At 71.3% G+C, this 26,544-nt stretch carries 19 protein-coding genes and 3 pseudogenes; 9 read left to right on the top strand and 13 right to left on the bottom strand.

The annotated features are described in order from the left end of the window. The 5 genes and pseudogenes from AB0L89_RS40550 to AB0L89_RS40530 form a co-directional block, all read right to left on the bottom strand. Positions 1–94, bottom strand: a pseudogene (locus AB0L89_RS40550) (IS5/IS1182 family transposase); the annotation flags it as partial. Positions 95–114: 20 nt separating this feature from the next. Next, on the bottom strand, positions 115–345 hold the full coding sequence (locus tag AB0L89_RS40545; RefSeq protein ID WP_365152924.1) for a hypothetical protein: 231 nt from the start codon (positions 343–345) through the stop codon (positions 115–117). Between the two features lie 325 nt (positions 346–670). Next, a pseudogene (locus AB0L89_RS40540) lies at positions 671–1,562 on the bottom strand (DUF5655 domain-containing protein). 1,221 nt (positions 1,563–2,783) lie between these two features. Further along, positions 2,784–4,256, bottom strand: a complete 1,473-nt coding sequence (locus AB0L89_RS40535) for an MFS transporter (RefSeq protein ID WP_365152922.1) — start codon at positions 4,254–4,256, stop codon at positions 2,784–2,786. Between the two features lie 617 nt (positions 4,257–4,873). Continuing rightward, entirely contained in the window at positions 4,874–6,352 is a 1,479-nt protein-coding gene (locus tag AB0L89_RS40530; RefSeq protein ID WP_365152920.1) for an MFS transporter, read from the bottom strand. Positions 6,353–6,875: 523 nt separating this feature from the next. Here AB0L89_RS40530 and AB0L89_RS40525 point away from each other — a divergent pair. The 4 genes from AB0L89_RS40525 to AB0L89_RS40510 all read left to right on the top strand — a co-directional run bounded on the left by AB0L89_RS40525 (position 6,876) and on the right by AB0L89_RS40510 (position 11,484). Beyond that, the gene (locus AB0L89_RS40525) at positions 6,876–7,286 is read left to right on the top strand and encodes a DUF4440 domain-containing protein (protein ID WP_365152918.1); all 411 of its coding nucleotides are present in this window, start codon (positions 6,876–6,878) and stop codon (positions 7,284–7,286) included. Between the two features lie 432 nt (positions 7,287–7,718). Beyond that, a complete protein-coding gene (locus AB0L89_RS40520; RefSeq protein WP_365152916.1) occupies positions 7,719–9,632 on the top strand; it encodes an FHA domain-containing protein in 1,914 nt (637 codons plus the stop codon). 372 nt (positions 9,633–10,004) lie between these two features. Further along, the gene (locus tag AB0L89_RS40515; protein WP_365152914.1) at positions 10,005–10,388 is read left to right on the top strand and encodes a nuclear transport factor 2 family protein; all 384 of its coding nucleotides are present in this window, start codon (positions 10,005–10,007) and stop codon (positions 10,386–10,388) included. Positions 10,389–10,569: 181 nt separating this feature from the next. Next, complete coding sequence (locus AB0L89_RS40510) at positions 10,570–11,484, top strand: helix-turn-helix domain-containing protein (protein ID WP_365152912.1); 915 nt, start codon at positions 10,570–10,572, stop codon at positions 11,482–11,484. Between the two features lie 19 nt (positions 11,485–11,503). On the opposite strand, the gene AB0L89_RS40505 is transcribed toward AB0L89_RS40510, so the two are convergent. After that, positions 11,504–12,373, bottom strand: coding sequence for an alpha/beta hydrolase (locus AB0L89_RS40505; RefSeq protein WP_365152910.1), 870 nt, complete (start codon positions 12,371–12,373; stop codon positions 11,504–11,506). 428 nt (positions 12,374–12,801) lie between these two features. Here AB0L89_RS40505 and AB0L89_RS40500 point away from each other — a divergent pair, with 428 nt between their 5' ends. Further along, a complete protein-coding gene (locus AB0L89_RS40500; protein ID WP_365152908.1) occupies positions 12,802–13,785 on the top strand; it encodes a helix-turn-helix domain-containing protein in 984 nt (327 codons plus the stop codon). A gap of 8 nt (positions 13,786–13,793) precedes the next feature. Here AB0L89_RS40500 and AB0L89_RS40495 read toward each other — a convergent pair whose 3' ends face one another. Next, a complete protein-coding gene (locus tag AB0L89_RS40495) occupies positions 13,794–14,684 on the bottom strand; it encodes a helix-turn-helix domain-containing protein (RefSeq protein ID WP_365152906.1) in 891 nt (296 codons plus the stop codon). A gap of 130 nt (positions 14,685–14,814) precedes the next feature. On the opposite strand from AB0L89_RS40495, the gene AB0L89_RS40490 reads away from it, so the two are divergent. From AB0L89_RS40490 to AB0L89_RS40480, 3 genes are all read left to right on the top strand, one after another. Continuing rightward, positions 14,815–17,547, top strand: coding sequence for a LuxR family transcriptional regulator (locus AB0L89_RS40490; RefSeq protein ID WP_365152904.1), 2,733 nt, complete (start codon positions 14,815–14,817; stop codon positions 17,545–17,547). 136 nt (positions 17,548–17,683) lie between these two features. Continuing rightward, positions 17,684–18,592, top strand: a complete 909-nt coding sequence (locus AB0L89_RS40485; protein WP_365152902.1) for a zinc-binding dehydrogenase — start codon at positions 17,684–17,686, stop codon at positions 18,590–18,592. Between the two features lie 23 nt (positions 18,593–18,615). Beyond that, positions 18,616–19,533, top strand: a complete 918-nt coding sequence (locus AB0L89_RS40480) for an AraC family transcriptional regulator (protein ID WP_365152900.1) — start codon at positions 18,616–18,618, stop codon at positions 19,531–19,533. A gap of 21 nt (positions 19,534–19,554) precedes the next feature. On the opposite strand, the gene AB0L89_RS40475 is transcribed toward AB0L89_RS40480, so the two are convergent. The 3 genes and pseudogenes from AB0L89_RS40475 to AB0L89_RS40465 all read right to left on the bottom strand — a co-directional run bounded on the left by AB0L89_RS40475 (position 19,555) and on the right by AB0L89_RS40465 (position 23,831). Beyond that, positions 19,555–22,461, bottom strand: coding sequence for an AAA family ATPase (locus AB0L89_RS40475; protein WP_365152898.1), 2,907 nt, complete (start codon positions 22,459–22,461; stop codon positions 19,555–19,557). A 30-nt stretch (positions 22,462–22,491) separates the two neighbouring features. Further along, complete coding sequence (locus AB0L89_RS40470; protein WP_365152896.1) at positions 22,492–22,833, bottom strand: GNAT family N-acetyltransferase; 342 nt, start codon at positions 22,831–22,833, stop codon at positions 22,492–22,494. A 49-nt stretch (positions 22,834–22,882) separates the two neighbouring features. Then, positions 22,883–23,831 (bottom strand): annotated as a pseudogene (locus AB0L89_RS40465) (pirin family protein). Positions 23,832–23,954: 123 nt separating this feature from the next. On the opposite strand from AB0L89_RS40465, the gene AB0L89_RS40460 reads away from it, so the two are divergent. Then, positions 23,955–24,494: a carboxymuconolactone decarboxylase family protein gene (locus AB0L89_RS40460; protein ID WP_365152894.1), complete on the top strand. Its 540-nt coding sequence runs from the start codon at positions 23,955–23,957 to the stop codon at positions 24,492–24,494. Between the two features lie 24 nt (positions 24,495–24,518). Here AB0L89_RS40460 and AB0L89_RS40455 read toward each other — a convergent pair whose 3' ends face one another. From AB0L89_RS40455 to AB0L89_RS40445, 3 genes are read right to left on the bottom strand one after another with little or no spacing between them, the layout of a single operon-like run. Then, positions 24,519–25,256, bottom strand: a complete 738-nt coding sequence (locus AB0L89_RS40455) for a YoaK family protein (RefSeq protein ID WP_365152892.1) — start codon at positions 25,254–25,256, stop codon at positions 24,519–24,521. After that, positions 25,237–25,758: a DoxX family protein gene (locus tag AB0L89_RS40450; RefSeq protein ID WP_365152890.1), complete on the bottom strand. Its 522-nt coding sequence runs from the start codon at positions 25,756–25,758 to the stop codon at positions 25,237–25,239. Before AB0L89_RS40450 ends, AB0L89_RS40455 begins: the two co-directional genes overlap by 20 nt. 48 nt (positions 25,759–25,806) lie before the next feature. Beyond that, the gene (locus AB0L89_RS40445; protein ID WP_365152888.1) at positions 25,807–26,469 is read right to left on the bottom strand and encodes a hydrolase; all 663 of its coding nucleotides are present in this window, start codon (positions 26,467–26,469) and stop codon (positions 25,807–25,809) included. Between the last annotated feature and the right edge of the window lie 75 nt (positions 26,470–26,544).

The following is a 26,544-nucleotide window of genomic DNA, read 5'->3' as shown; positions in this document are numbered from 1 at the left end:
CGCCCTGAGGCCGCTGCGGAGCAGGCGGAACCACCCGCTGGAACAACTCCCACAGGTCCTCCGGGGCCATCCGCTCGACAAGCGCAGCAGTCATCCCCCCAGACTGCCGCAAGATCACACCAACTGAAATTGCGCCTTATGGGAGCAGAAGCCACCATCCACCCAGAAGGCTCCCCGCTCAAGAACATCGCCGATCATGTCGGCATACAGCTCGAAGGCGCGGAAGATGCGCCTTCGATGACGAGCATGTGGAGCCCGCTCCACAAAGATCTCTTCGACCTCGGCGATCGTCGCAGCGTGACGACCAGGCGGCAAAAGGCCACTTTCTGTGAGCGCTGGAATCACATTCCCCCCTCGCGTCGGCCCCCACCGACTCGTTTCCCAAGCTCAGGGAGCCACCATAGCCACACCACCTCACACTCGAAATAGAAACTTCACTCTCAGAGGGGACACGTGAAGCCGAATTCCCAGCGGCACCCTGTTCCAGACCTGCCGCATGCCGACACCCAGACGTTTCCCGAGGGCCTCACAGCCCGTCGTGCCCCGCAACCATCGGGCACAGTCACCGGCGGCATGCGCAGAGCCAAACCAGCAACACGCTGCACTTGACAGGGAACGGACAATCCCTACTGGCACCGCCGCACTGGGCGCAACCCCTGCCCCTGAGCCCTCATGCCGAGGCGTAGCTCAGCCGAAACAAGTCCTGGGCGCGCCCCAAATCCCGCTCGGTACGCAGCTGAACCTCCAGGTCTCCCGTACCGTGATGGCCGAGCCCGGACACGTCCCGGGTAAATCCGGACACCAAATCCACAGCCGCAGGATCAGCCTTCAGGTAGACCAGCACCTTGGTCTGCTGGGGCGGGATGAGGCAGGCGAAGTTCCGCAGCCGCTGATAGGCACGGTACTGCTGGCGCTGCACCCGGGTGACGCCGTCACCCAGGCCGACAAGGACCTCGTCGACTGCCGAAGCCAGCTCGGCCATCGCGCCCCCCCTGCCGCCGAACCGCCGGCGCCCCCGGCGCGCTGCGGCGTACCCGCTTGGCCCCTGCCGAGTGCCCGGTAACCGACGCCACGGTCTCAAGAGCAATATGGTCGCTGCCGAAGTACCGGTAACGGACCAGGTCGATCGAACGCCGGTGCTCGCGCACGGCGTGCGCGTCGTAGCGGGTGAAGTCGCCGGCCACGCAGATCAGCCGCGGTGCGCTCCACAGAATCTGGGACGCGGCCGTCACCCCGAGCCGGTCGCGGACCAGACTCCGGAAGGCGTCCTTGTGACTCATCAGCCAGGCCATGTAGAAGAGGCCCTGGTTGATAACTCCGGCGTCCGTGCCGCGCTTGTACTCCACGATCACGGGTGCGCCGTTCTCGTCCAGCCCGAGCGAGTCGATACGCCCACCGTCGACGCAGTCGATCACGTACTCGCTCGCGAGGAACGTGACGCCCAACATCGTCTCCATGTGCGCCTCGACGAGATCCTGCACATCCGCCTCGACCGCAGCAAGACGCGGCGTGACCTCAGTCACGCCGCTGTTCCTCGTATGGAACAGCTTCAGGCCCGACACCTCCCTCTCCTCAGCCGAGATCACCAACTCTGAGCGAGGCTGGGCTTTTCGGTAGAGAGACTCGTCGGCTCCCGAGAGGACTCATGACAGGCAGCCGGTAGCCATTGACCTTCGCAAAGCAGGCACTCACGCTCGCGACTCACCATCCCGCCTCGAAGCCCCTGCTGGGTGTTCGTCGCGACGCTGCAACGGTCCGCCCTTCAGGACGATGCCGGCCGAACAAACATCCGTCGAGCCGCCTCCGCCAGCACAACGAAGCCGCCCGCGCCATCCAGCGCAACAACGGAGGGCGCGGGCATCTACCACGACATCTGAGGCACCATCAAACACGTCTGACGAATCATCAGGACGAGCGTCATTTGTGCGTCACGAGCGTCAAGATATCGCCCGTAACGCACATAACGCATAAAATGCACACTCAGAAAACTGCAGCTCAGCGGCCCTTCTCAGCAGGCTCAAGGATCGCGACGCACTCAACATGATGGGTCATCGGGAAGAGGTTGAACCAGGCACGCCGGCCGCGCCCGCCACACGACGATGCGACCCAATGCGCTGCACCTCCCCAACGCCCTTCCGTCATCCACTCCACAAGTCTGTCCGCGCCGGCCTTGCGACGCCCTACTGGACCTGCCCCCAAGATCCGGACCAGGCACGGACCAACTCGACCGCACATTGGGGAGATACGCTAGTAGTTGCAGGTCAGCGACCGCTAGGCGCCTGTACCACCAGCAGACGAAGAACCTCTTGGTGTCGTACTCGGCGAAGAAGCTCGGCTTCTTCTAGAGGCACGGGAGAAGGCGCCTGACTGGTCTTTCACCCGTCAGGCGCCCTTCTTTTCCGTGCACTCAGCGTAGAGGGCGGCTTACGCCATAACTACCAGTTTCTCCCTATGCTGCCATGCTCCTGACCAGCACTTCCGGACGTTCCTCAGCCGTCAGGTGCTGCACGATCCGTACGAGGCGGTCGTCGCGGGTGACCGTGCCCGGGCAGTTGTCGGAACCTCATGCCGACTCTACTGATGGCGCCTCGGGCATACCTGTGGGCTCGTCCCGGGTGCCGGTGGCCGACCCGCGCATCCCGCACGATGAGGCAGCCGCTACGCCGGCGTGACATCCGGACTACCGCACCTTGGCCGGAGGCGAGGTGAAGAGCCTCGGAGGCGCTCTGGGCTGCCCGCTGCGACGGCGCGTTCTCCCGGGTGCTGCCGCAGCGGGCCATGGTTCAGTCGGCCTGCTTGCTCGTACGTGTGGGCAGGAGGAACATCAGCGCCCACATGGTGGCGAAGGCGATGCCGATCCACCACAGGACGTGGGTGAAGGCATCGTGGTTGACCGCGGCGCCGGATGAGCCGTCGGTGGCGGAGAAGAACACGAGGGCGGTCAGGGCGGTTCCCAGGGCCATGCCCAGGTGGATCGAGGTGTTGCACAGTCCCGAGGCCGAACCGGCGTTCTCGTGCGGGACCTTGCTGAGCGCCAGGTCGGCGAGCGGTCCACCGATGGTGCCGAAGGCCAGGCCGAGCAGGAGCAGCGGCAGGGCCATCGCGAGGAGCGTCAGGTCCGCCTGGCCGCTGTTGATCTGGAGCCCGTAGCCCACCGTGGCGACGAGGGCGATCAGTGCTCCGGCCTGGGGAAGGCGACGCCCGTAGCGTCCCGCGGCCTTCATGGTGATCATGACGCCGGTCATCTCGCCGACGGTGAGCAGCACGAAGGCCAGGGCCGCGTGGAGCGGGCTCATGCCCAGACCGCGCTGGAGGAACAGCGTCCAGGTGATGAAGAACATCCCCGACAGCGTGCCGAACGTCATCTGCGCGGACAGCCCGCCGGAGAACGCCTTCTGCCGGAACAGGGCCAGCACTACGAGCGGGGCGTCGTCCTGCCTGCGCTGCTGCTGGCGCAGGAACACCCCGAGTACGGCGAGGCCCGCGGCGAGCATGGCGAAGCACCACAGCGGCCACTGGTGGGAGTGGCCCTCAGTGAGCGGGAAGATGATCAGGACCACGGCGAGCGCGGAGAGCAGTACGCCCGTGAGGTCCAGGCGTTCTGCCTTGGGTGCGGTCGATTCGGTGATGAACTTCCAGCCTCCGAGGACCACGGCAAGACCGATGGGGAGATTGATCAGGAAGATCGTCCGCCAGCCCAGGTGGAACAGGTCGGCCCCGGTGAGCACCCCGCCCAGGACCGGGCCCAGGACCGAGCCCAGAGTCAGGACGGCCCCGTAGAGGCTGAAGGCGCGGCTGCGGTGCTCGCCGTCGAAGGTGACGTGGAGGGTGGCCAGGACCTGCGGGATCATCACGGCGGCCCCGGCTCCCTGGAGGACCCGGGCGCCGATGAGCATGCCGGGCCCCTGGGCGAGACCGCACAGCAGGGAAGCCGTGGTGAAGACGACGGTGCCCGTCAGGAAGACGCTGCGCCTGCCGTAGGCGTCGCCGAGTCGGCCGCCCGTGACCAGGCCGAGGGCCAGAGCCAGCCCGTAGCCGGCGGTGAGCCACTGCACCTGGGCCGGGGTGGCGCCGAGCGAGGCTTGGAGGGTGGGAATGGCGTTGAGGACGACCGAGTGGTCCAGGACGTTCATGAGCTCGGCGACCAGGACCACTACGAGGGAGATCTTCGCGGCCAGGGCCACCTTGGGCGTACCTGGCTGGGCGGAGGGGTCGGAGGAAGGCTGTGGCTCGTTGCCGAGCACGGGGGAAACCACGGGAAAGCTCCTGATCCGGAGGAATCGGGGAGCCCGCCGTCAACCGCAACGGGTCAGCACAGCGCAGAGCCCGGGGCAGACGGCAGAGCTGCACCCGGGAAAGAACAAGGGGAAGGGCGGGGGCGGGTGACGCAACTCAGGCCAGCGCGACGTCCGCCCCCGGACACGTTCGACCCATCAGATCAGGACGTCGGGAAACGACGGACGGCTACTTGGCCTGGGGGTACAAGCTCACCTCAAGATCGTGAAACGAAGAGTCCGGGCCCTGCCACCGAGGTCACCGGGCAGCAGAAACCTCTCGACCGTACGACGACCGTCAGCCCCCGCGCACCTCATATACGTCGGGCGCCGCTCGTCGAGACGTGGCTGGGGTGCACAGCCACTCGTGGACGCCGGTTGATCCCGCACCTGACCGCAGCACGTGTTCGAACTGCGGGGAGTCTCCACGCTCCGCGGTGCTCACGGTGCAGGTCCCGCCACCGGCTGGCCCGCGCGATCTGCCACGGCGGCCGGGACCGGATCCGCCAGAGACCCGAATGCTGCCCATGACGGCGAGGATGAGGAAGGCTGAGGGGTCCAGGCCCCGGCCGGTGTCGTGGCCGGAGCCCGGGAGTGGCTCAGCCTGCCTGGCCGTGTGCCCGCTTGGGCAGACAGAACATCAGCGCCCACATCAGGGCGAGGAGGCTGCCGACCCACCACAGCACGGTGAGGAACGCTTCGCGGTTGAGTGAGGCGTCCGGTGTGCCGCCGGTGGTGGCGAAGAACACCAGGGCGGTCAGCGCGGTCCCCAGGGCGATGCCCAGGTGCATGACGGTGTTGAACAGGCCCGAGGCGGACCCGGCGTCCTCGTGCGGGACCTTGGCCAGCGACATGTCGGCGAGCGGGCCGCCGACCATGCCCAGGCCGAAGCCGATCAGTACCACTGGAGCGGTCATCCCCAGCAGGGTCAGGTCCGCCTGGCCCGCATGGATCTGGATGCCGTAGGCGGCCATCGCGGCCAGGGTGATGAGGGCTCCGGCCTGGGGAAGGCGGCGGGCGAAGCGCCCGGCGCTCTTCGCCGCGATCGTCGCGCCGGCCAGCTCCCCCAGGGAGAGCAGGACGAAGCCCAGGGCGGCCTGGAAGGGGCTCATGCCCAGACCTCGCTGGAGGTAGAGGGTCCAGGTCATGAAGAACAGCCCGCACAGCATGCCGTGCATCAGCTGCGCTGCCATGCCCCCGGAGAACTGCCGGCTCCCAAAGAGTGGCAGCGCCACCAAGGGTGCGTTGTTCCGCTTGCGGTGCTGGTGGCGCAGGAAGACACCGAGGACCAGGAGTCCCGCGGCGAGGAGAGCGAAGCACCACAACGGCCAGTGGTGGAGGTGTCCCTCGGTGAGGGGGAAGACGATCAGTACGATCGCCGTCGCGGACAGCAGCATGCCGGTCAGGTCGGGCCGGTCGGCCTTCCGCGCGGTCGACTCGGGGATGAACCTGCGCCCCAGGAGGATCACGGCAAGACCGACGGGCACGTTGACCAGGAAGATCGGCCGCCAGGACAGCCCGAACAGGTCCGCCTCGGTCAACAGGCCGCCCATCACCGGGCCCAGGACGTTGGCCAGCGACATGATCGCCCCGTACAGGCCGAACACCCTGCTGCGGTTCTGTCCCTCGAAGGTGACGTGAAGGGTGGCCAGGATCTGCGGGATCATGATGGCCGCTCCCAAGCCTTGGAGGGCACGGGCCGCGATCAGCACGCCGGGGCCGGCGGCCACACCGCACAGCAGCGAGGCGCTGGTGAACACGGCGGTACCGATCAGCAGGAGCCTGCGCCGCCCGTAGAGATCACCGAGGCGTCCGCCGGTGATCAGCCCGATGGCGATGGGCAGGGAGTAGCCGGTGGTCAGCCACTGCACCGCGTCCGGTCCGGCGCCGGTCGACTCCTGGATCGCGGGCAGGGCGGTCAGGACGACCGACTGGTCGATCATGTCCATCAGCTCGGCGCCCAGCAGCACCAGGAGGGAGATCCAGGCGGCCAGGCCCGTCTTCGACAGGCCGGGTGCGGGGTGATTCGAGGGCGGGGTGGTGTGCTGCGGCTCGTCGTCGAGCGCGGAGGAAGACACGAGAGAAAGACTCCTGATCCAAAGGAATCGGGGAGCCTGCCGACAGCCGCACCGGGGCCACTGAAATCGAAACCCGGGGCAGACGGCAGAGCTGCACCCGGGAAAGACAGAAAACTGCGGGGGGGGTGACGCAACTCAGGCCAGCGCGACGTCCGCCCCCGGACACGTGCGACACGACAGCACGCGGGGAAGACGGACGACTACACGGCCTGGTTAATAAGAAGTCACCTCAAGATCGCCGCAGAAGGAACAGGGAATCCCTGCCGCCGAGACCCCGGCACAGGAACCCGTCCACGGTACGACATCCCAGACCAACGCCGCACACCAAATAGCGGTCCCGCTCCCGGTGGAACGCCCGGCAGGCAGCGTTCACGAAGGCGTCCTTGGGTTCGCGCGAGGTCGTCACGTGGCCCGGCGCGCTGAGCCTCGGCTTCCGTTCCTCCGCTTGGCCGACCGGCGGACCCGGTGCCCGGACCTGGGAATTCCCTTTACCGGGGACTCCGGGGCGGGAGAGGATGCGTCCATGATCGGCACGTCTGAGAACCCCGAGGACCAGGCCGCGATCGCCGCAGCCAAGGAGATCGCCGCGGCCGAGGACGGTGAACTGCGCCTGCACGACCCCGCCGTCCGGGCCTCCGCCGCCGGCATACGGCTGTTCGACCCCGAGTTCGTCGAGGTCGGCGCCTCCGGGCGGCGCTGGACGTACGAGGAGATGATCGCGGCCCTGCCCACCCTGCACGGCGGCGCGGACAGCCCGCGCATCGAGGCCTCCGGCATGCGCGGAGTGCTCCTCGCCCCGGACCTCGTGCACCTGACGTACGAGAGCGTCATCGCCGGCCGCCGGGCCCGCCGCAGTTCCCTGTGGCGCAGGGGCGAGGGCGACACCGGATGGCGGCTCTACTACCACCAGGCCACCCCCGTCCCCCAGGGCTGAGCACGCCTCTCCCAGGGCTGAACACCCCTCGCCGAGGCCGACGACGCCCTCCAGGAGGCCCACGCCCCAACGCCCCCGGAGATACGAAGACTTTGGCGTCCTCGTCTTCTTCCGGTGTCGTATCCGAGGGTGGAACGCGGGACTGCCGCAAGGGCGCCTCGTGCCAAGGGCCGTCGCCCCTCGCGCCCAGCACGCCCGGGCCGACTACCCCCACCCCCGGCACCACGCTGTCGGCCGCGTATGGCCAGAACGTGACCAACACTGGTCAAGAACACTCGGCACACGCCCCAAGGTGAGCACGCCCCTATGCCATTCGGCGATGCGAAGTGAACACATCCGCACGCCCTCGCGTATGGAACACCACAGCCTCCATGCTCCGCTCGCCGGACCGACGCACCCCATCGGTTCCTCGACCCGTGGAATGGGTGACTCATGCCTCCTGTGATCGTCAGTCGTCAGGGCAGCCTCGCCGGACAGCGCTTCAGCATCGGCACGGAGCCGCTCACCTTCGGCCGGAGGACGGCCAACGGCGTGGTGATTTCCGATGTCAGCGCCTCGCGTCTGCATGCCGAGGTACGACGGGAAGGGCACGGCTTCGTGCTGTACGACCGAGGCAGCAGCAACGGCACGTACGTCAACGGTGAACGCGTGACGTCACACGTGCTCCAGCCCGGTGACCTGTTCTCGATCGGCGAGGAGGAGTTCTGCTTCGAAGCGGCCGGCCCGTTGGAGACCATCATCGATCTCTCCGTGCTCCAGGCGCTCACACCGCCTCCCGCCACGGAGACGGTTCCCGTGCTCCACGTCACGGTCTCGGGTGGCGGACCCGTCGGCCTGTCCTTCGCCTTGCTCCTGGAATCCCTGCTCGGGCGGTTCGTGTCCATCACCGTCTACGACGGCCGCTGGACCCCGTGCGCAGACAAGCCGGGCAAGGTCGTGTGGAAGGACGAGAAACAGGGCAACGTCCGGCGCCAGCAGGTCGTCACGCTTCAGAGCCGCCAGTACCTGGGCCTTCCCGAGGAAGTCCAGGAACGGCTCTTCCGCGATGGCGCCTACAGCGAGATGTGGCCGGCGGGCCCTGACACCATCCGCGGCCACAACCCGCGCAACATCCGCATTGCCCACATCGAGGACGCACTCCTCGAACTGGCCAACGAGAAGACCAACCGGATCCACCTCGTACCGGAGCGGTTCGACGCCAAGGAGTACGAGCAGCGGCCGGCGCGGGACCATGTGCTCGCCATCTGCGAGGGCGGCCGGTCCCGGACCCGCGAGCACTTCGCCGACAAGTTCGGCCAGGCCGACAAGTCCGTCTACTCACTGGAGGGCGAGCACCTCCAGGACGTGGTTCTCGGGCTGCGCGTCAAGTCACCGCTGCCGGAACCGATGTCCGTTCTCCTGACGATTTCGCAGAATCGATTTCTCCTCAACTCCCTGCGCGGTGAGGGCTTCCTCAACATGCGGCTCACCGACGCCGAGGCACAGGAGGTGGTGGGGATCGACCCCGTGAGGCAGGTCTTCGAGGAGTGCATCGCCTCCCGCCCCTGTGTAATGGACCGCAGCCCGGACGGCGACTTCCGCTGCTCCACGCACAGGACGCTGTTCCTCCCCGCTTTGATCAAGGGGTCGGCGCTGTGGAAGCAGGTCCGGGAGGGACTGGCGTTGTTCGGTGTGCCCGAGTCCGACCTCACCGCGGTCACCGCTTTCCGCCTCGACATGGTGCAGCGCCCGCGATTCACCGCACGGCTCTACCCGCCGACGTCGGCCGGCGTCGGCACATACGGCTTCCTGCTCGGGGACGCCGCGAACGCGATCCACTTCTGGCCGGGGCGCGGCCTCAACAGCGGCCTGGGCTCGGCCATTTCCCTCGCCCGGTCCCTGAGCGGAACCTGGCGGGGCAAACCGTTCCGCGACGCGGACTTCGTCCGGCATGAGGCCGCCATGTCGATGCTTCAGTACCGGCACAAGAGCCGCGCCTGGAACGCGATGATCACCACGGATGAGAACGGCGTCGTGCAGGCCATCAAGGACAAGATCCAGCAGAGCATCAAGGAGTATCCGGACCGGGCCCCGATGCGCGAGGCGGACCTCGACGCGCTCATGGTGCGGATCCGCGGGATCCGGGACCGCCTTCAGGCACGCGTCCCCGGCATGCCCGATGACGCGACGCTGCGCCCGCATCTGGAGGCGCTGAGCAGTCCAACCTTGTACAGCCTGCTGGCCAGCGGAGCATGGGACACGCAGATCGTGGGAGGGGAGGAGGTCGACATCGACATCTTCTATCCTGCGGAGCGCCTCGATGCGGCGGTCCCACCAGGCGATCTGCCGGCTCTCGCACGCACGTGACCTTGCGCGGTTTCCGGCCCCGGCGAGGCCGCCTCCACGCACAACCCAGACCGTCGAACGTCGACTCACGCGGTGAGCCGACGGCGCACCAGCCCACGGCGGCCGAGAACCGGCAAGCAGACCGTGGAACATCATCTCCATGAAGCGGTTGAGCAGGTTGCTCTGGGACGCGGTGTGGCGGTCTCCGGAATCATGCGGCGCGAGCCTGCCATGGGCTGCTCGTGGCCTCGAGATCCCGGACGTCTCGCGATCCCGCACATGAGGGCCTCGCCCCTCATGACCTGAGAGGTAATCGACCCCCCTGCGGCCGAGCGGCAGTCTTGAGGCATCACCCCGCAGGACGAAGACCCCTTCACAGGAGGCTGACCCGCCATGACCGCACACGACACCGCCGCGTACGAGACCGCCGTCGCCCGCTACTTCGAGGCCTGGAACGCGCAGGGCGACGAGAACATCATCAAGGCCGTGGCCGCTGCCTGGACCGAGGACGGCAGCTACACGGACCCGCTGGCCGACGTCTCTGGGCACGCGGGCGTCGCCGCCGTGATCAACGGGGCCCACGAGCAGTTCCCCGGCTTCGAGTTCCGTCGGACCGGCACCGTCGACGGGCACCACGACATCGCGCGCTTCACCTGGGAGCTCGTGTCGACCGAGGACGGGACCGCACCCGTCGCCGGGTTCGACGTCATCACGCTGTCCGACGACGGCCGGATCCGTGCCGTTCACGGATTCCTCGACCGCGCGCCCACGGCCTGACCGTACGCGCGACCCGTGCGCCTGCCGGTGGCGGGCCGCGCACCGCGCGGGCGGCGGAGCACCTCTCCCCCATGAGGCAGAATGTCTGCTTCATGGGGGTAGTCGTCTTGGGGGTCGTGTGCTGCTCGTCGATCTGTCCACCGTGGCGCCACGCGAGCGGGCGGACGCGTTCCATCATGCGTTGACCGACTCGCTGGTGCCCAATGAAGTGGTCCACGAGGAGCCGGAGACGGGCATCCACGCGCGCATGGAACTGTGGCAGGTGGGTGGGCTCGGGCTCTTCTCCACCCGCAATTCGGGCTTCGAGGTGCGCCGCAACGACCGGCACGTGCGCCATCACCGCAGCCGGCCCGTGATCTCGGTCTCGCTCCAGCCCGAAGGCGTCCATCGGGCCGGGATCGCGGGCAGGCAGCAGGTCCTCGGACCGGACGACATCTGCGTGTTCCACGAGCTGTCGCCCCGGGTCTACGGCTGGTCGGGGGACGGCGCGTCGCAGTCCATGATGTTCGACGTGGACCGCCTGGACGTGCCGGTGGACGCCGTGGTGAAGGCCTCACTGCAACTGCGCGCCAGCCCCATGTACGACCTGGTCCTCAGCCATCTGCGCGGGGTCTGGCGCGATCCGGGGCGTCTTGAGGGCGACCCCGGCGCCGGAGCCCTCGCCACGGCCACCACCGAGCTCGTCCGCGCGCTGCTCGTCTCCGCCGCGCACGCCGAGGAGTCCCCCGCCGTCCGCTCGGCGATGGACGAGACGCTGCTCACGCGGGTCCTGGCGTACGCCCGCCGCCACCTCGCCGACCGCGACCTGACACCGGAGCGGATCGCGCGGGAGCACGCCGTCTCGGTGCGCAAGCTCTACGCCCTGCTCAACGACGCGGACATCAGCCTGGAGCAGTGGCTCATCACCGAACGCCTGGCCAAGGCGCGCGAGATGCTGACCGCGCCCCGCTACGACCGGCTCACCGTCGCGGCGGTGGGAGCGCGGTGCGGGTTCACCAGCCCGAGTCACTTCAGCCGCCGCTTCCAGGCGGCGTACGGCACGTCCCCGAGCGAGTGGCGCCGGCACCGCGACGTCGCGAGCCCCGACGGCGGTTGAGGAAGGTACCGAGCGGCGCTCAGGCCGAGTGCAGCGCGGCGTGCAGCGTGTCCGTCACCTGGATGCGGGCCGCCCGGGACGCCTCGGTCCCGCGGAGCAGGTCGAAGAGCACGAAGCCGTGGATCGTGCCCTGGTAGCGGATCGACACGACGGGCACGTCCGCCTCCCTCAGCCGGGCCGCGTACGCCTCGCCCTCGTCGCGGAGCACATCGGCCTCGGCCGTCAGGACCAGCGCCGCCGGCAGACCGCGCAGCCCGCTCACCGGCGCGCGCAGCGGCGAGACGGCCCCGTGCTCCCGGCTCTCGCGGTCGGGCGCGTACTGCTGCCAGTAGCCGTGCATGGCGGCGCGACCGAGGAAGTACCCGTCCGCGAACCGCCGGTAGGACGGGGTGTCCATCGCCGAGTCCGTCACCGGGCAGACAAGGACCTGGTGCCGGAAGTCCGGCCCGCCGCGCTCGCGCGCCACGAGCGTGAGGGCCGCCGCCAGTTGGGCGCCCGCGCTGGCGCCGACGACCGCCATCCTGGCCCCGTCCAGGCGGCACACCGCGCCGTGCCCCGCGACCCAGCGGGCCACCGTGTAGGCACGCTCCACCGCGTGCGGGTGGCGGGCGTCGCGCGGGGTGTCGTACTCGGGGACGACCACGGCGGCATCGGCGCCGAGCACGAGGTCGGCCAGCAGCCGCCGGTGCGCGTACGCGTCGGTCAGCATCCAGCCGAGTCCGTGCAGGTACAGCACGACCGGGAGCGGCTCGTCGGTACCGGCCGGGCGCAGGATCCGTACCCTGATGCGGTTCCCGTCGTGCCCGGGCAGCGCCAGCCACTCCTCCTCGATGTCCGGGTCGTCCGCGCCGCCGCCGTCCCACAGGGCGGCCATGCGGGACCTGGACAAGGCGGGGTCGTCGGACCCGGGCTCGGACCCAGGTCCGGACTCGGGCCAGGAGGGACAGGCGTACGTTTCGGCGAAGATCCTCGTGTGCCGTTCGAGCACAGGTCTCTCCCCGACGACTGGAACGTCTGCTTCCACGGGGACTCCTGCGCAGGGGGCGGATCGCGGGGCCGTTCGCGGCTCCGCCGGCTCGGAGTACTCACCCTAGGACGCCATCGGCCGGAAAAGGGACCGGCGGCCCCACTGATCCGTGCCGCTGCGTGCACACTTCGGGCGCGGCGCCCGACGCGGACGCGAAAGGCAGTCATATGACCTAACGCCTCCTGCGGTCGGCGGCCCAGACTCACGGTCATGGGCCGTGGACCAGGGGTGACCGTCCCCCGCTGCCACGCACAGGGCACCGGCCCGGGGACGGTTGAAGGGAGCCCTCCGTGAGCACTCGATCCACAACGGCCGTGTCGCCGGGCACCGAGACCTCGACCGACGTGGAGTCCGCCTTCGCGCGCTGGCTCACTCCCCTCGTGACACCCGACGACACCGACAGACGGGCGGACGGGTCCGTGGCGCTCCGGCAGTTCGGCTACGTCCGCATGCTCACCTGCGCGTCAGGGCCGCTGCGGCTGGTCCGCGGCCCCCGCCCGGCCGCGCCGGGCACGGAGGAAGCGGTCGCGCTGCTCGTCCCGCGCGAGGGGACGGTGCGGCTGGTCCAGGACGGACGCGGCGTGTGCGTGGTACCGGGCGAGTCGGCGCTCATCGACCTGCGCCGCGCCTTCACCGTCGAGCACGAGGGCGCGGCCCGCACGCTCTTCCTGCGGCTGCCCCTGCACGCGCTGCACGTTCCCTCGGTCCCCCTGCGGTCCCTCACCGCCCGCGCGCTCCTGCCGCCCGCGGGCTCCGGGGCCGTTCTCCCTGCCCTGCTCCGGCACTTGGAGACCTCGGCCCCGCGGGTGTCCGCCCCGCTGGGCGAACGACTCGGCGGTCTCGTCACGGATCTGGTCGCCGGGCTCGTCGAGGACCTCGCCGAGGACGCGGAAGGGCCGCCCGAGGACGACCGGCACCCCTTGGTCGTCACCATCCGCCAGTACATCGACCGTCACCTCGGCGACCCGGACCTGTCCGCGGACCTCATCGCCGCGGCACACCTCATCTCGGTCCGCTATCTGCACCGCCTCTTTGAGACCGAGGGCGTCACCGTCGGCAGGCTGATCCAGCGTCAGCGCGTCGAGCGGTGCGCCGGGGAGCTCGCGCGGCGCGGCCGGAGCAGTCCGTCCATCGCCGTGGTCGCCGCCCGCTGGGGCTTTCGCAGTCCGGCCCACTTCAGCCGCGCGTTCAAGTCCGTCTTCGGCCACCCGCCGCAGCAGTGGCGGCGGATGGCGATGTCCGGGACGGCCGACGCTCCGAGGGCGCGTATCTGACGGTGCGGTCAGCGGCGGCCGGTGCCAGGTCCTTTGGAGGGTCCGGTCCGGCCGTCGCGCCAGTCGCTGGGCGACATGCCGTATGCCGTACGGAAACTGCGGCTGAAGTGGGTGGCGCTGGCGAATCCCCAGCGTCTGGCGACCGCCGCCACCGTGATGTCGTCGCGTGCCGGACGGGCCAGCTCGCGGCGGGCCTCCTCCAGGCGGCGGTGCTGGATCCACCGGCCGACCGTGCTGCCCCGCCCCTCGAAGAGCTTGTGCAGATAGCGGATCGAGATGTGCTGGGCCTCGGCGACGGTGGCCGGTGTCAGGTTCCGGTCCCGCAGGTTCGCGTCGACGTACGCGCGCAGTCTGCGGACGAGGGCCTCGCGGTCCTGTCCGTCCTCGGGGGAGCCGGGTCCCGCGTCCTCGACGGCGAGCAGCGCGACGAGGTCGGCGACCGCCCCGGCCGAGCGGAGCGCGGCCCGTGACGGGGGCCCGGGTGCCGCCGCGGCGAGCTCGCTCAGGAGCGGGCCGAGCAGCGGCGCCACGGTCCCGTCGGCGAACGGCGCCCGTCCGGTCAGGTCATGCGCCTGCCGGTCGGTGAGGGCCAGGGCACGGTGCGGGACCTGCACCAGGTGCAGTTCGAACTCCTCCGTCTCCTCCAGGGTCAGGGGACGCGCCCCGTCGCGGAGGAAGACGTCTCCGGGCAGGCAGACCTCGGTGCTGCCCAGCCCGCCGAGCGTGGCCCGCCCCTCGGTGTGGAAGCCCAGCAGGACGTACGGGTCGGTCACGGCGTCCGCATCGGGAACGTGCCGGACCGGGCGCGCCGCTCCCCGGAACGTGCGGATGCGGAGGAAGCCGAGCGTGCGGTCCGCGAAGGTGTCCCCCGTGGTGGGGGTGGGCGTGGTCGTCGTCACGCGATCAGCCTGCTGCGGTCGGACCCGGCTGACGAGAGCGTGCGGCCTGCCCTGCGGGCAGGGGCACGAGCCGTGCACGCACAGGCATCGCGGTGGTGCCACGGTGGTCGGAGGCGACCAGGGGAGAGTCATGGGCAGCGGGCAGGGTGACAGGACGCTCGTCGGCCGTCGGCGCGAACAGGCGCTGCTGGAGCGGTCCCTCGATGCGGCGCGCAGCGTGGCGTGCGGTTCGGCGACGGTGCTGCGCGGCGAAGCGGGCATCGGGAAGACGGCGCTGCTGGAGTGGACGGCCACGCGCGCGACGCGCGACGGGTTCACCGTCCTGCGCGTGGTGGGCAGCGCGTCGGAGTCCGGCATCGCCTTCGGTGCGCTGCACCGTGTGCTGCTGCCGCTGCGGGAGAACTCGCGCGGGCTGTCCCCGCACCAGCGGCTCGCCCTGGAACGGGCCCTGGGGCTGCGCGACGGGCTGCCGCCGAAGGGGTTCATGGTGGGCGCTGCCGCGCTGGCGCTGCTCGCCGAACAGGCGCGCCGCGGCCCGGTGCTGATCGTCGTCGACGACCTTCAGTGGGTGGATCCCTCCAGTGCGGCCGTCTTCGTCTTTCTTCACCAGCGGATCGTCGGTCTGCCCGTGGTCATGGTGTGCGCGAGCCGGTCGGACGGGTCCGCGCTGGAGGGCTGGCCCGCCCACCCGGTGGACGTCGAGGCGCTGTCGGGCGAGGACGCGCGGACGCTGCTGCGGCGCCGACACCCGGGGCTCGCGGCCGGTGCCGTCCGGCGGGTGCTCGCGGCGGCCGCGGGCAACCCCCTCGCCCTGGCCGAGTTGCCCGGCCGACTGGCGGACGAGCATCGCAGGCGCGTCGTACCGCTCCCGGACCGGCTGCCGTTGGGCAGCCGTCTGGAGGAGGTGTTCGCGCGGCGGGTGCGGTCGCTGCCCGGGAGCGCGGCGCGCGTCCTGCTGCTCGCCGCGCTGGACGACGCGGCGGACGTCGCGGGCGATGCCGTGCGCTCGGGAGAACAGGGCGGAGCAGAACGGGTTCCGGACGCGATCGAGGCGAGCGGGCTCGCACGCTGGGACGCCGCGGGACGGCTGGTCTTCCGGCATCCCCTGGTGCGGAGCGCTGTGCTCGCCGCCGCCCCGGACGCCGAACGGCGGTCCGCGCACCGGTCGTTGGCGGGGCGGCTGCGCGGGGACGACCCGCGTCGGCTCCTGCACGAGGCGTCCGCCGCCGAGGGCCCGGACGAACGGCTCGCCGCCCGGCTCCAGGAGGCGGGCACCCGCATCGCGCTGCGCGGCGGTGACGCGGAGGGGGCCATGCTGCTTGACCGCGCGGCCGCTCTCGGGACCGGTCCCGGCGACCGCGCCCGTCGTCTGACGTGGGCCGCCGTGATGTCGGCGCGGGGCGGGCGGCTCGCGTACGCGGCGGAGCTCCTGAGGGAGATCCGGCGCGGTCCGGTGCCGGAGGACATCGCCCCGCTCTTCGCCTACGCGGTCGTGTACGTCGACCAGAGCCACCACGTGGACTTCGCCTCGTCCTTCGAGCTGCTGCCCGGGGCGCTGGAGGCGCTGACGGCGCCCGGCGCGCCGGTCTTCGGCGATCTCGTCGAGCAGATGGCGTTCAAGCTGCTGCTCGCGTCGGCCTACACGGGTGACCCGCGCGGCTGGGACGTGCTCGAGCGGCATCGCGGGCACCTCTCCCCCGCCGTACGCCTGTGCCACCGCGCGTGGGCGGACCCGCCGCGCACGGCGCACGGCGCGGAGACGGAACTGCGGTCCCTGGTGGCGCGCGTCGCGGCCCGGAGGGAGACCGCCGGTGCCTGGCTGCTGCTCTGGGCGGCGTCGGCGGTGGACGCGGCCGACGAGGAGCTGCGGCGGCTCTTCGACGACGAGCACACGTACGCCACCCAGGGGTCCGTCGCGAAGGCACGATGCCATCAGGCGTTCCTGCGGGGCCGTTGGGACGCCGCCGAGGAGTGTCTGCGCGAGGCCGACACCGCGGAGGAGCTCGGATACCACTGCAATGCCTTGCTCTTCCGGCACTATTACGCGCACTTCCTGGCGGGCCGGGGCGACGAGCGGGGGCTGCGCGAAGTGCGGGCGCGGATCGGTCCTGTGGCGGCATCGGCACGGATGCGGTTCGTCACGGACCACCTGGACCGTCTCGACGCGCTCGCCGCACTCGCGCACGGGCGGCACGAGGAGGCGTACCTCCTGCTGCGCCGCATCATGCCGCCGGGCCGGCTGCCGCGCGGCCTCGCGTGGTTCCACCTCCCGTTCTTCGACTTCGTCGTGGCGAGCCTGCGCTGCGGCCGCCGGACGGAGGCGCTGGCCCACGTCGCGGCGGGGCGGGCCGCGCGGATGGACTCCGTCTCCGCGCACCACGCCTTCCTCCTTGCGGCCGCGACCGCGGTCACGGCGGACGACCAGGAGTCGGACGCGGCGTACGCGGCAGCCTGTGCGGTGCCGGGAGCCGGTGAGTGGATCTTCGACATGGCACGCCTGCGGCTGCTGCACGGGGCGGGGCTGCGCCGTCGGGGACGCCGCGCCGAGGCGGTCGAAACACTGCATGCCGCCCTCCGTGCCTTCCGGGGGCTGCGTGCGGATCCGTGGGTGGAGCAGTGCCGGGCGGAACTGCGGGCCGCGGACCGCGCGTCGAACGGCGCGGCTGTCCCGGCCGCCGAACTGACGGCGCAGGAACTGCGCGTCGCCCGCCTCGTGTCCACCGGGCTCACGAACAAGGAGGTCGGCGCCGCGCTCCAGCTGTCGCCCCGAACGATCGGGGCCCATCTCTACCGGATCTTCCCGAAGTTGGGGGTCACGTCGCGGGCGGCTCTCGCGGGTGCGCTGACACAGATCGTCAACTGATTGATTCTCACGGATCTGGTCGCTGTCCCGGTCCTGCGTAGGGTTCCAAGAAGGCGGCAGTGCGGCACGTACGCACTCGATCTGCCGCCGCGCCGAGTGTTCAGGCGCACCCACGAGAGAAGGAATCACACCCCTTATGCGCGCCCTTGTGGTCGATCACAGTGAGGCCGGACCCGTCCGGTTCGCCGATGTCGATGAGCCCGTACCGTCCTCCGGCGAGGCGTTGGTGGAGATACGGCACATCGGTCTCAATTTCGGCGAGCTGAATTACGTGCACCAGTGGCCGGTCGGCGCTGTGCACGGTCACGACGCGGCCGGCATCGTGGTGCGCGCCGCGTCCGACGGCTCGGGGCCGCCCGTAGGTACGCGCGTCGCGGTGGGCATGGCTCCCCACGCGTGGGCGGAGCGGGTGGCGGTCAGCACCGCCTCGCTCGGTACCGTCCCCGAGGGCGTGGACCTGGCCGACGCAGCCGCGCTGGGGATCGCCGGAGTCACCCCTTTGCGGGTGCTGCGCACACGTTCCCTGCTGGCACGCGACGTTCTGATCACCGGCGCCAGCGGGGGCGTGGGGCACTTCGCCGTCCAACTGGCAGCGCTGGCGGGCGCCCGGGTGACGGCACTGGTCGGTTCGCCGGAGCGGGCCGCCGGTCTCCGTGAACTCGGGGCCGACAGGGTCCTGACTGACCTGGCCGGGACCGGGGACCGGTTCGACCTCGTCCTGGACACGGTCGGCGGTCCCCTGGTGGCCCAGGCGTGGAGCTCCCTCGCCGAGGGCGGCACCATCCACCTGGTCGGTTACTCCTCGGGGCAGGAATCCACGTTCCCGTCAGGGGCCTTGTTCGGCTTCGGCGAACCCCGCAGCATCACCACCTACGGCGACATGACGCCGACCGGCGGGGACCTGACGGACCTGCTGGACCTCATGGCCGCCGGGAAGCTCGCGGCGCCGGTCGGACTGCGAGGCGACTGGCAGGACGTGCAGGATGCCGTCCAGGCGCTGTTCGCGCGGAAGGTGCACGGAAAGATCGTTCTTGACGTGGCCTGACGCCCGCCGAGGAGAATGGAACGATGGACGTACTCGCGGAGGCCTTGCGTGTATCGGGTGCGCGAGGGGCGCTCGGGGTCGTACTGAAGGCCGGAGGAACGTGGGGCCTGTGGCTGGAGCCCTCTTCGGGAGCGGCGCTGCACGTGGTGTCCCGCGGCACCGTGTGGCTCCACATGACGGGCGAGAAACCTCTTCAGGTGCAGGCCGGAGACGCCGTCCTGGTGCCGCCGGGCACCGCACACGGGATCGCCGCCAGTGCCGACGCGACGATGGGTTCCTGCGACCGTGAGGCGGCGGCCCGGTCTTTTGCCGATGGCCGGGCCCTGCGGCTGGGCTCGGCGCCGGTGCGGACGGAAGTGATTGTTCTGCGCTATGAGCAGGACCCCGAGATGCGCACACCGGTACTCACCTCCCTCACCCGGCCCATGCACGTCACAGCCCGGGAGAACGCGCAGCTCAGAAGGACCGTCGAACTGCTCGCCGCCGAGCTCGCGCAGCCACAGATCGGCACCACCGCCGCCGTCAACAGCATCGTCGACCTGCTGCTCGTCCAGTTCGTACGCGCCTGGCTGGCCCGCCATCCGCAGGAGCAGTCCGGTTCATGGCTGGGAGCGATGCGCGATCCGGTCGTGCGCGACGCTCTGGCGTGTGTCCACGCCCGGCCGGAACACCCCTGGACCACGGAGACCCTGGCTGCCGCGACGCGTGTGTCCCGGGCGACGCTGTCCAGGCGCTTCCGGTCCGCCCTCGGACAGACGCCGGGTGCGTACGTGACGCAGTGGCGCATCGACCTGGCGTCCGTCCGGCTCCGCTATACCGATGAGCCCGTCGAGTCGATCTCCGGCGCGGTCGGATACGGCTCTCCGCACGCTTTCAGCCGTGCCTTCAGACGTGCCCGGGGCACGGCCCCCGGCGAGTACCGTTCTCGGCTTCGCCAGTGATCCGGCAGTGCACTGCGCTGCTCACCCGCGGGAGTTCAAGGACGGATCCTGAGAAGCTTCCAGGGCCCGCGCGATTCCTGCCCTGGTGGTGATGTCGAGCTTGGGAAAGATCCGGTAGAGGTGCGCGCCGACCGTCCGCGGGGAGAGCGAGAGCCGCGCGCCGATCTGCCGGTTGGTGAGGCCTCGGGCCGCGAGCCGGGCTATCCGTGTCTCCTGCGCCGTGAGCAGCGGGTGCTGCCCGGCGCTCCCGCCTGCCGCCTCGATGTCCGCGTCGGCCGCGGCGAGTTCACGGGAGGCCCGCGCGGCCCAGGGCGTGGCGGACAGGCGGGTGAAGACGGTGAGCGCGGCACGGCAGTGCGCGCTCGCCTCCTCGGGCCTGTGCTGCCGGCGCAGCCGCACGGCGTGCGCCAAGTGGGCCCTGGCGAGCGGGAAGGGCCAGTTCTCCGCGTCCCGCTGGGCGTACACGGCCGCGTGCCGCTCGTCCGCCTCGTCGTCGGCGGCGGCGATGGCCTCGGCGACGGTCACCAGGAAGGTGTGGTGCGGCGAGACGCGGGCGAGGCCGGACGAGCGGACCGCCCGCAGATGGCGCCGGGCCTCCTCGGTCCGTCCGCTGTCGACCGCGGCTTGCACCCGGTCGACCAGCGAGAGGTGCGTCCACGGGCCGCGGTCCGCGACCGCACCGGGCGCAGTGAGATCACAGGCGTGGAGCCATGCCTCCTCGGCGTGCCCGTGGCCGAGCGCGCACAGCGTCAGCATCCCGCTCAGCAGGTCGGTGACCAGGCGCAGACGGCGTTCGCCCGCCCGGGTGCCGAGCACCGGTTCCAGTGCGGCGAGCCCGGCCCGGTCCCCGCGGGCGGCGAGGATCTCTCCCGCGGTCTGCAGGAACAGCGTCTCGGCCAGTTCGTAGCCGTGTTCCGCGGAGGTTCGCGCGCCGGCGCGGGCGGCGGCCAGGGCGGTGTCCCAGTTCCCGTGCAGGAAGTCGTCGTGGGCCCGGAGGCTGTCCGTGAACGTCTGCGTGGCGTAAGCGTGTTGGCGGGCGAACGCGCTCCAGAGCGCGCAGTGCTCACCGAGGGAGTCGACGGCCGCGGCCGTCCAGAGCAGCAGCCAGGTATCGGTGGTCTCGCGGTCCGCGGGCAGGGCCGCGACCGTCTCGCGCAGCCGACGTGGCAGCTCATGGACGGCGCGGACGGCCGGGCCGGGGCCGGACCAGGCCTGTCGGCAGAGCTCCGCCCCGGTGGGAGCGGCGGGGTCCGCCGCGTGCCGGTCGACGGCGTCCCACGCCCGCTCGTCCCCGGTGAGGGCTGCCGCGACGAGGAGGAGGAAGAGGATCGGGCCGATGAGTGCGGCGTGCTGGTCCGCGGCGTCCGGCGGGACCGGAGCGTCCAGGACGGCGGGCAGGAGCTCGATGGCGGGACGTGGGTCGGCGTCGAGCTGGAGCCGGGTGCAGGCGACGGCGAAGGCGTACGGGGCGGCGGGTTCGGGCCTGCCGGGGCGTGCCGCGGCCTCGGCCTCGGCGAGGTGTTCCGCCGCCAGGTGCGGGCGACCGGCGCGTACGGCCAGGGCCGCGGCGGCGACGAGACGGGCGGTCCTGCTCGTCCGGTCGGGGCCGAGTCCGGCCGCGCGCGCCATCAGTACCGCCGCCTCGGCGTCTCCGCCCTGGGCGGACATGCGGTCGGCCTCGGCGTGCAGCCGTGCGGCGAGTTCGGCGTCGGTGCCGAGTGCGGCGGCCGCGAGGTGCAGGGTGCGCCGCGCGTCCTCGGCGGGCAGGGTGTCGGCGAGCTGCCGGTGGGCGGCGCGGAGTTCGGCCGGGGAGGCGAGGTGTGCCAGGGAGGCGCGCACCAGGGGGTGGTGGAACTCCAGGACTTCCCGCTCCGGGTCGAGGTGCGCGAGCCCGGAGCGTTCGATGTGCTCTTCGAGTCGGTGCCAGGGCGGGCCCGCGGCGTGCTCCGCCAGGTTCCGCAGCGCCGTGCGGTGCCGTGTCGAGGCGTCGCCGAGGGCCGCGACGAGCAGGAGGTCGCGGGCGGCGGCGGGCAGGGCGCGCAGCCTGTCCTCGTACAGCCGCCCGAGGCGTTCCCCCAGGGGCAGTGCGTCGAACAGCTCCGGCGGCGCGGGGCTCGCGAGGGCTTCGGCGCGGTGGGCGGCCAGTCGCCCCACCTGCTCCGCGAGTTCGTGCAGGGCGAGCGGGTTGCCCGCGGCCGCCCGGAGCACCCTGCGGCGCGCCTCCGCGGGCAGGGAGGGGTGGCGGGTGCGCAGCAGCAGCTCGGCCTGAGGCGCGTCCAGCGGCGGCAGGTCGATCACCTGTCCCGCCAGGCAGGCGGTGGTGTCGTGCTCCGCACGGTCGGCGGGCAGGGCGCGGCCGGTCGCGGTCCCGGTGCGCCGGGTCGCCGCGATCGCGACCAGGGGCAGCGGGGCCACGTGCCGTTGTACGTATCCGAACACGGCGACGCTGGACGGGTCGGCCCAGTGCAGATCGTCCAGGAGTACGACCAGGGGGCGGCGCGCGGCGGCGTGGGCGAGCAGGGTGAGGGCGGCGCCCGCCACCGTGAACCCTTCGGGCGGGGCGCCCTCGCGGACGCCCAACGCGCTTTCCAGGGCGTGCCGCTGACCTTCGGAGAGACCGTCGGAGTCGTCGAGGAGGGGCCACAGGACCTGGTGCAGGGCGGCGAAGGGCAGCTCCGACTCGGCCTCCGCGCCGGTCATCCGCAGCACCCGCAGACCGGCCCGGCGGGCCGTCGCCTCGGCCGCCGCCAGCAGGGCCGTCCGCCCGGTGCCGGGGTCGCCGCGCAGGATGACGGACGTCCCGGTGGTGGCGATGCCGGTCAGGGCCGCGTCGATGACCGCGCGTTGCGCTTCGCGCCCGGTCAACTCCGGTGCGCCGGGCCCGAACCCGGAACAGGTACCGGTCCCGGTCGTACTCCCCTCGCTCATGGCTTCGTCCCCGCCGTCGGCGCTCAGTGCTCAGCGCTTCAGGACGCCGTCCAGCCACTCCAGGACCTCGGGCGTCACCGGATCGGTGACGTCGGCGAACTCCTCGTGCTTCTTGAGGAACTTCGCCACGTAGGGGCAGACGGGCACGGCGCGCAGGCCCGCGCTCCGCATGTCCTCCAGTGCCTCCCGTACGAGGATCGAGGCCAGGCCCTGCCCGGCGTAGGCGTCGTCGATCTCGGTGTGGAAGAACACCCGCCGGTCGTCGCGGTCGCGGTACGCGGTGAAGCCCGCGCTCTCGCCGTCGACGACGATCTCGTAGCGGTGCCTGGCGTCCACGCGCCGGACGGTCGGGGTCGTTTCGGACTGCGTCATCGTCGTACTGCCTTTCAGGGTCACGTCAGGAAAGCGTCGGAGGAACGCGTCAGGTACGCGCGGGGTTCTTGCGCGGGGCGATGGTGGCGTTGGGGAGGGCGGGCGCGGGGAGGCGGGCGCCGGGGTAGCCCTCGACCTCGCCGAAGCGGTCGGAGGCCGCTTGCCACGCCTGTCTGGCCTCGACGATGTCCTCGTGGCTGCGGCCGATGAAATTCCACCACATTGACGATCTCCTCCTCGAACGGCGTGCCGCCGAGCAGGATCACGCGCGCCGCGGTGTCCGTCTCGTTCGTCAGCGTCAGGGCGGTGCGGCCGGGGCCGAGGTATCCCAGTTCCGCCCGGTCGAGGAGGGTATCGGCCATGCGGACCCGCCCCTGGTCGACGAGCAGCCCGTGCTCGAACGCGGCGTCCACGGCGAACGTGACGGTCGCGTGCGGGTCGAGGAAGAGTTCAGCGCCGAGCAGCGGTGAGAAGGTCCGCACCGGTGAGGTCTCCCCCGCCAGGGTGCCGAGGAAGACCCTGGCGCGGGCGCCGTCCAGGTGGACCGGGGCGGGGGCGTGGTGCTGGAAGTCGCGGGCGGCGTGCCGGTGTTCGTCGGGGAGCGCCACCCACAGCTGCACGCCGTGGAGCACGGTGGTGCGCGGGGTGGACACCTCCGTGTGGCTGATGCCGTGCCCGCCCGTCATGAGGTTCAGCTCGCCGGGCCGGACGAGGGCGTGGCTGCCGAGGCTGTCCCGGTGCTCGATCTCCCCGCTGAACAGCCAGCTCACGGTCTGCAGTCCGGTGTGCGGATGCGGCGCCACGTCCATGCCGCCGGTTGCGGCGACGTCGTCGGGGCCGTAGTGGTCGACGAAGCACCAGGCGCCGATCAGGGTGCGGGCCCGCTGCGGCAGGGTGCGGCGCACCGTCATCGACCGCGGGCCGCCGAGCGGGACGTCACGCGCGGACAGGACGTCGGCCTCGCTCACCACGGGCTCGCTCGTCGCGGGCTCGCTCATCGAGGGCTCCCCCCACCAAGATATTTTGACTTTCAACAATTGTGTCCGATGATAAGCCCTGCGCCCGGCCGGGTGCGTACCGGCACGAGCCAGGGCCCCGAGCGGCCCGCGAGGGAGTCCAGGGTGAGCGACACGGCAGCGGGCACGGATCGTCGCGACCACAGCGGCACGGGGCGTCGCGTCTACGTCGACAAGCAGAGCCCCAAGGCGTACCGCGCACTGGTCGAGACGTCCGAGGCGGTCCGCGCGACCGCGGCCGAAGCGGGCCTCGACCGCGTCCTCGTCGAACTGGTCAACCTGCGCGTCTCCCAGCTCAACGGCTGCGCCTACTGCCTCGACGTGCACACCCGGGCCGCCCTGCGCGCGGGCGAGACCACGCGGCGCCTCGGCACGCTGGCCGCCTGGCGCGACACCGAGCTGTTCACGGAACGCGAGCGCGCGGCACTCGCCCTGGCGGAAGCGACCACCCACCCCGCCGACGCCTGCGCGCAGGAGAGCGCCTACGACGCCGCCCGTCGGCAGTTCACCGACGACGAGATCTCGGCGGTGGTGTGGGTGGCGATCACCATCAACGCGTTCAACCGCGTCTCGATCCTGAGCAAGCACCCCGTGCGCGGGTCCGCCGTGCACGAGTCCGCCGTCCGCGAGGCCCCCGCGCGGTGACACGAGGGGGCCTCGCGGCGCCGGTCACCCCGGCGGCCTCGTCCAAGCGGCCTCGGAGGATGCCAGGCGCCGGGCGACCAGCGCCGTCACCGTCAGCGCCGCGAGCATCAGCCCCAAGATGAGGGCGAGTTGGGACTTCGACAGGAGCCAGGCTCCGACGAACGCCCCCAGGAAGATGGCCAGGACGGAGAGGATCCGCCGTCCGGGCCGGGGCGCCGCACCCCCTGCGGGGGCGGAGTCGGCGGCAAGACCCGTGAGGGTCAGGGTCAGCACGGTCGTGGTCAGATCCGGGACGCCGAGCCGCCGGGCGACCGCGTTCTGCAGCCCCATGGCGAGGCCGAGCAGCACGATCAGGGCGTACTGGACGGGCGTCGTCACCCGGCCGTGCGCGACGACCGCCGTGCCGAGGGCCGCGGCGACCAGGACCGCCTGCACCGCCGCGCCGAGAGCCAGCAACCTGCCGCGATTCGCCGCGAAGCGGGTGCCGAACCGCCCGCCCGCAAGCGCGCCCGCGAGGAACGCGGCCATCGAGACGACGGAGGCCGTCGCGGACAGCCCCTCGGCGCCCGCCAGGGCGAACGCGAGGAAGACGACGTTGCCCGTCATGTTGGCCACGAAGACGTGCCCGAGCGCCAGAAAACTCACGGCGTCCACCAGGCCGGTCACCAAGGTCAGTACGAGCAGGAGCGGCGGCAGCGGACCGTGCCGGTCGTCCTTCGGCGGCACCAACGTGCGAGCCGCGTCAGCCAGCAGCGCGCGCATGGTCGCTCCTCCCCACGGCGTACGGGCGGTGCAGCACCGCGCGCGTGAGCAGTCCGCTCGCCGGTCCCGCCACGAGGGCCACGGCCTGCACCCAGGAGGGCCACGGGGCCAGCCCCATGGCGTGGTCGGCCGACCAGCGGCCAGGACCGGTCAGCACCAGCACGGCGGCGGTCCCGACGAGGACCAGGGGGTACTCGTATCCGTCGTTCTGCACCCAGAGCCCGTTGTGCCGCTTCACGGTGCCCGCGACCGTCATGACTCCCATGGCGGCCATCGCCGCCAGCGGGGTGAGCAGCCCGGCCGCCAGGAACAGGCCGGCTCCGAGCTGGCTGCCGCCCGCGACGAGCGCGGTCAGCCGGCCGCCGCGGAAGCCGTCGCGGCGGAACTCCTCCGTCCCGCCCGCCAGGCCGTTGCCGCCCAGCCGGAAACTCACCTTCTGCACTCCGTGTCCGGCGATGAGCAGCCCCACCACCCAGCGGAGGACCAACAGTCCGGTGTCCATCGTGTTCCTGCCTGTTCCTGACGTTCCGTCAATGCTCGGAGGTGCCGGTCATCCCGCCGCGTGGGCGCCGATGACCGCCTGGGCGTAGACCACGCCGAGGCCGTAGGCACCGGCGTGCTCCTTCACCACCTCGGTGACCGGGACGTACGTCTCCGTCCGTGCCCAGTCGCGCTGGAGCTCCAGCAGGACCTGGACCCAGGTCACGGGCACCGCCCCGGCCTGGACCATGCGCTGGACGGCGTGCTCGTGCGCTTGCGGGCTGACGCCGCCGGAGGCGTCCGTGACCACGTACACCTCGTATCCCTGGGAGAGGGCGGAGAGCGTGGGCAGGACGACGCAGACCTCGGTCCACAGGCCGGCGACGACGAGCTTCGTACGGCCGGTGGCCTTGACCGCCTCGACGAAGGCGGCGTCCTCCCAGGCGTTCATCGAGGTGCGGTCGATGGCCTCCTGCTCCGGGAAGACCGCCGCGAGCTGCGGCAGGAGCGGGCCCGAGAACGATTCGGCGGCGACGGTGCTGAGCACGACCGGGACGTCGAAGACCTTGGCCGCCTTCGCGAGCCCCACGGTCGAGTTGATGATCGCGGTGCGGTCGCCGCTGCCGGTGGCGAAGAACATCTGCGGCTGGTGGTCGACGAAGAGGACGGCGCAGTTGTCGGGGGTCAGCAGGTCGGGGCCGGGAGCGGGGGTGACCTGGGAGATGTCGGTCATGAGGGTGCCTTTCGAGTGGGTCGGGACAGCGGGCGGACGTCGTCCGCGTCACGGTGGGAAATGAAGTGGTGAAAG

It is taken from the genome of Streptomyces sp. NPDC052114, from assembly GCF_040680155.1.
In the GTDB taxonomy this organism is placed as follows: Bacteria; Actinomycetota; Actinomycetes; order Streptomycetales; family Streptomycetaceae; genus Streptomyces.
Note: the sequence above shows the minus strand (reverse complement) of the source record. Positions and strands in the feature narration are given on the sequence as shown.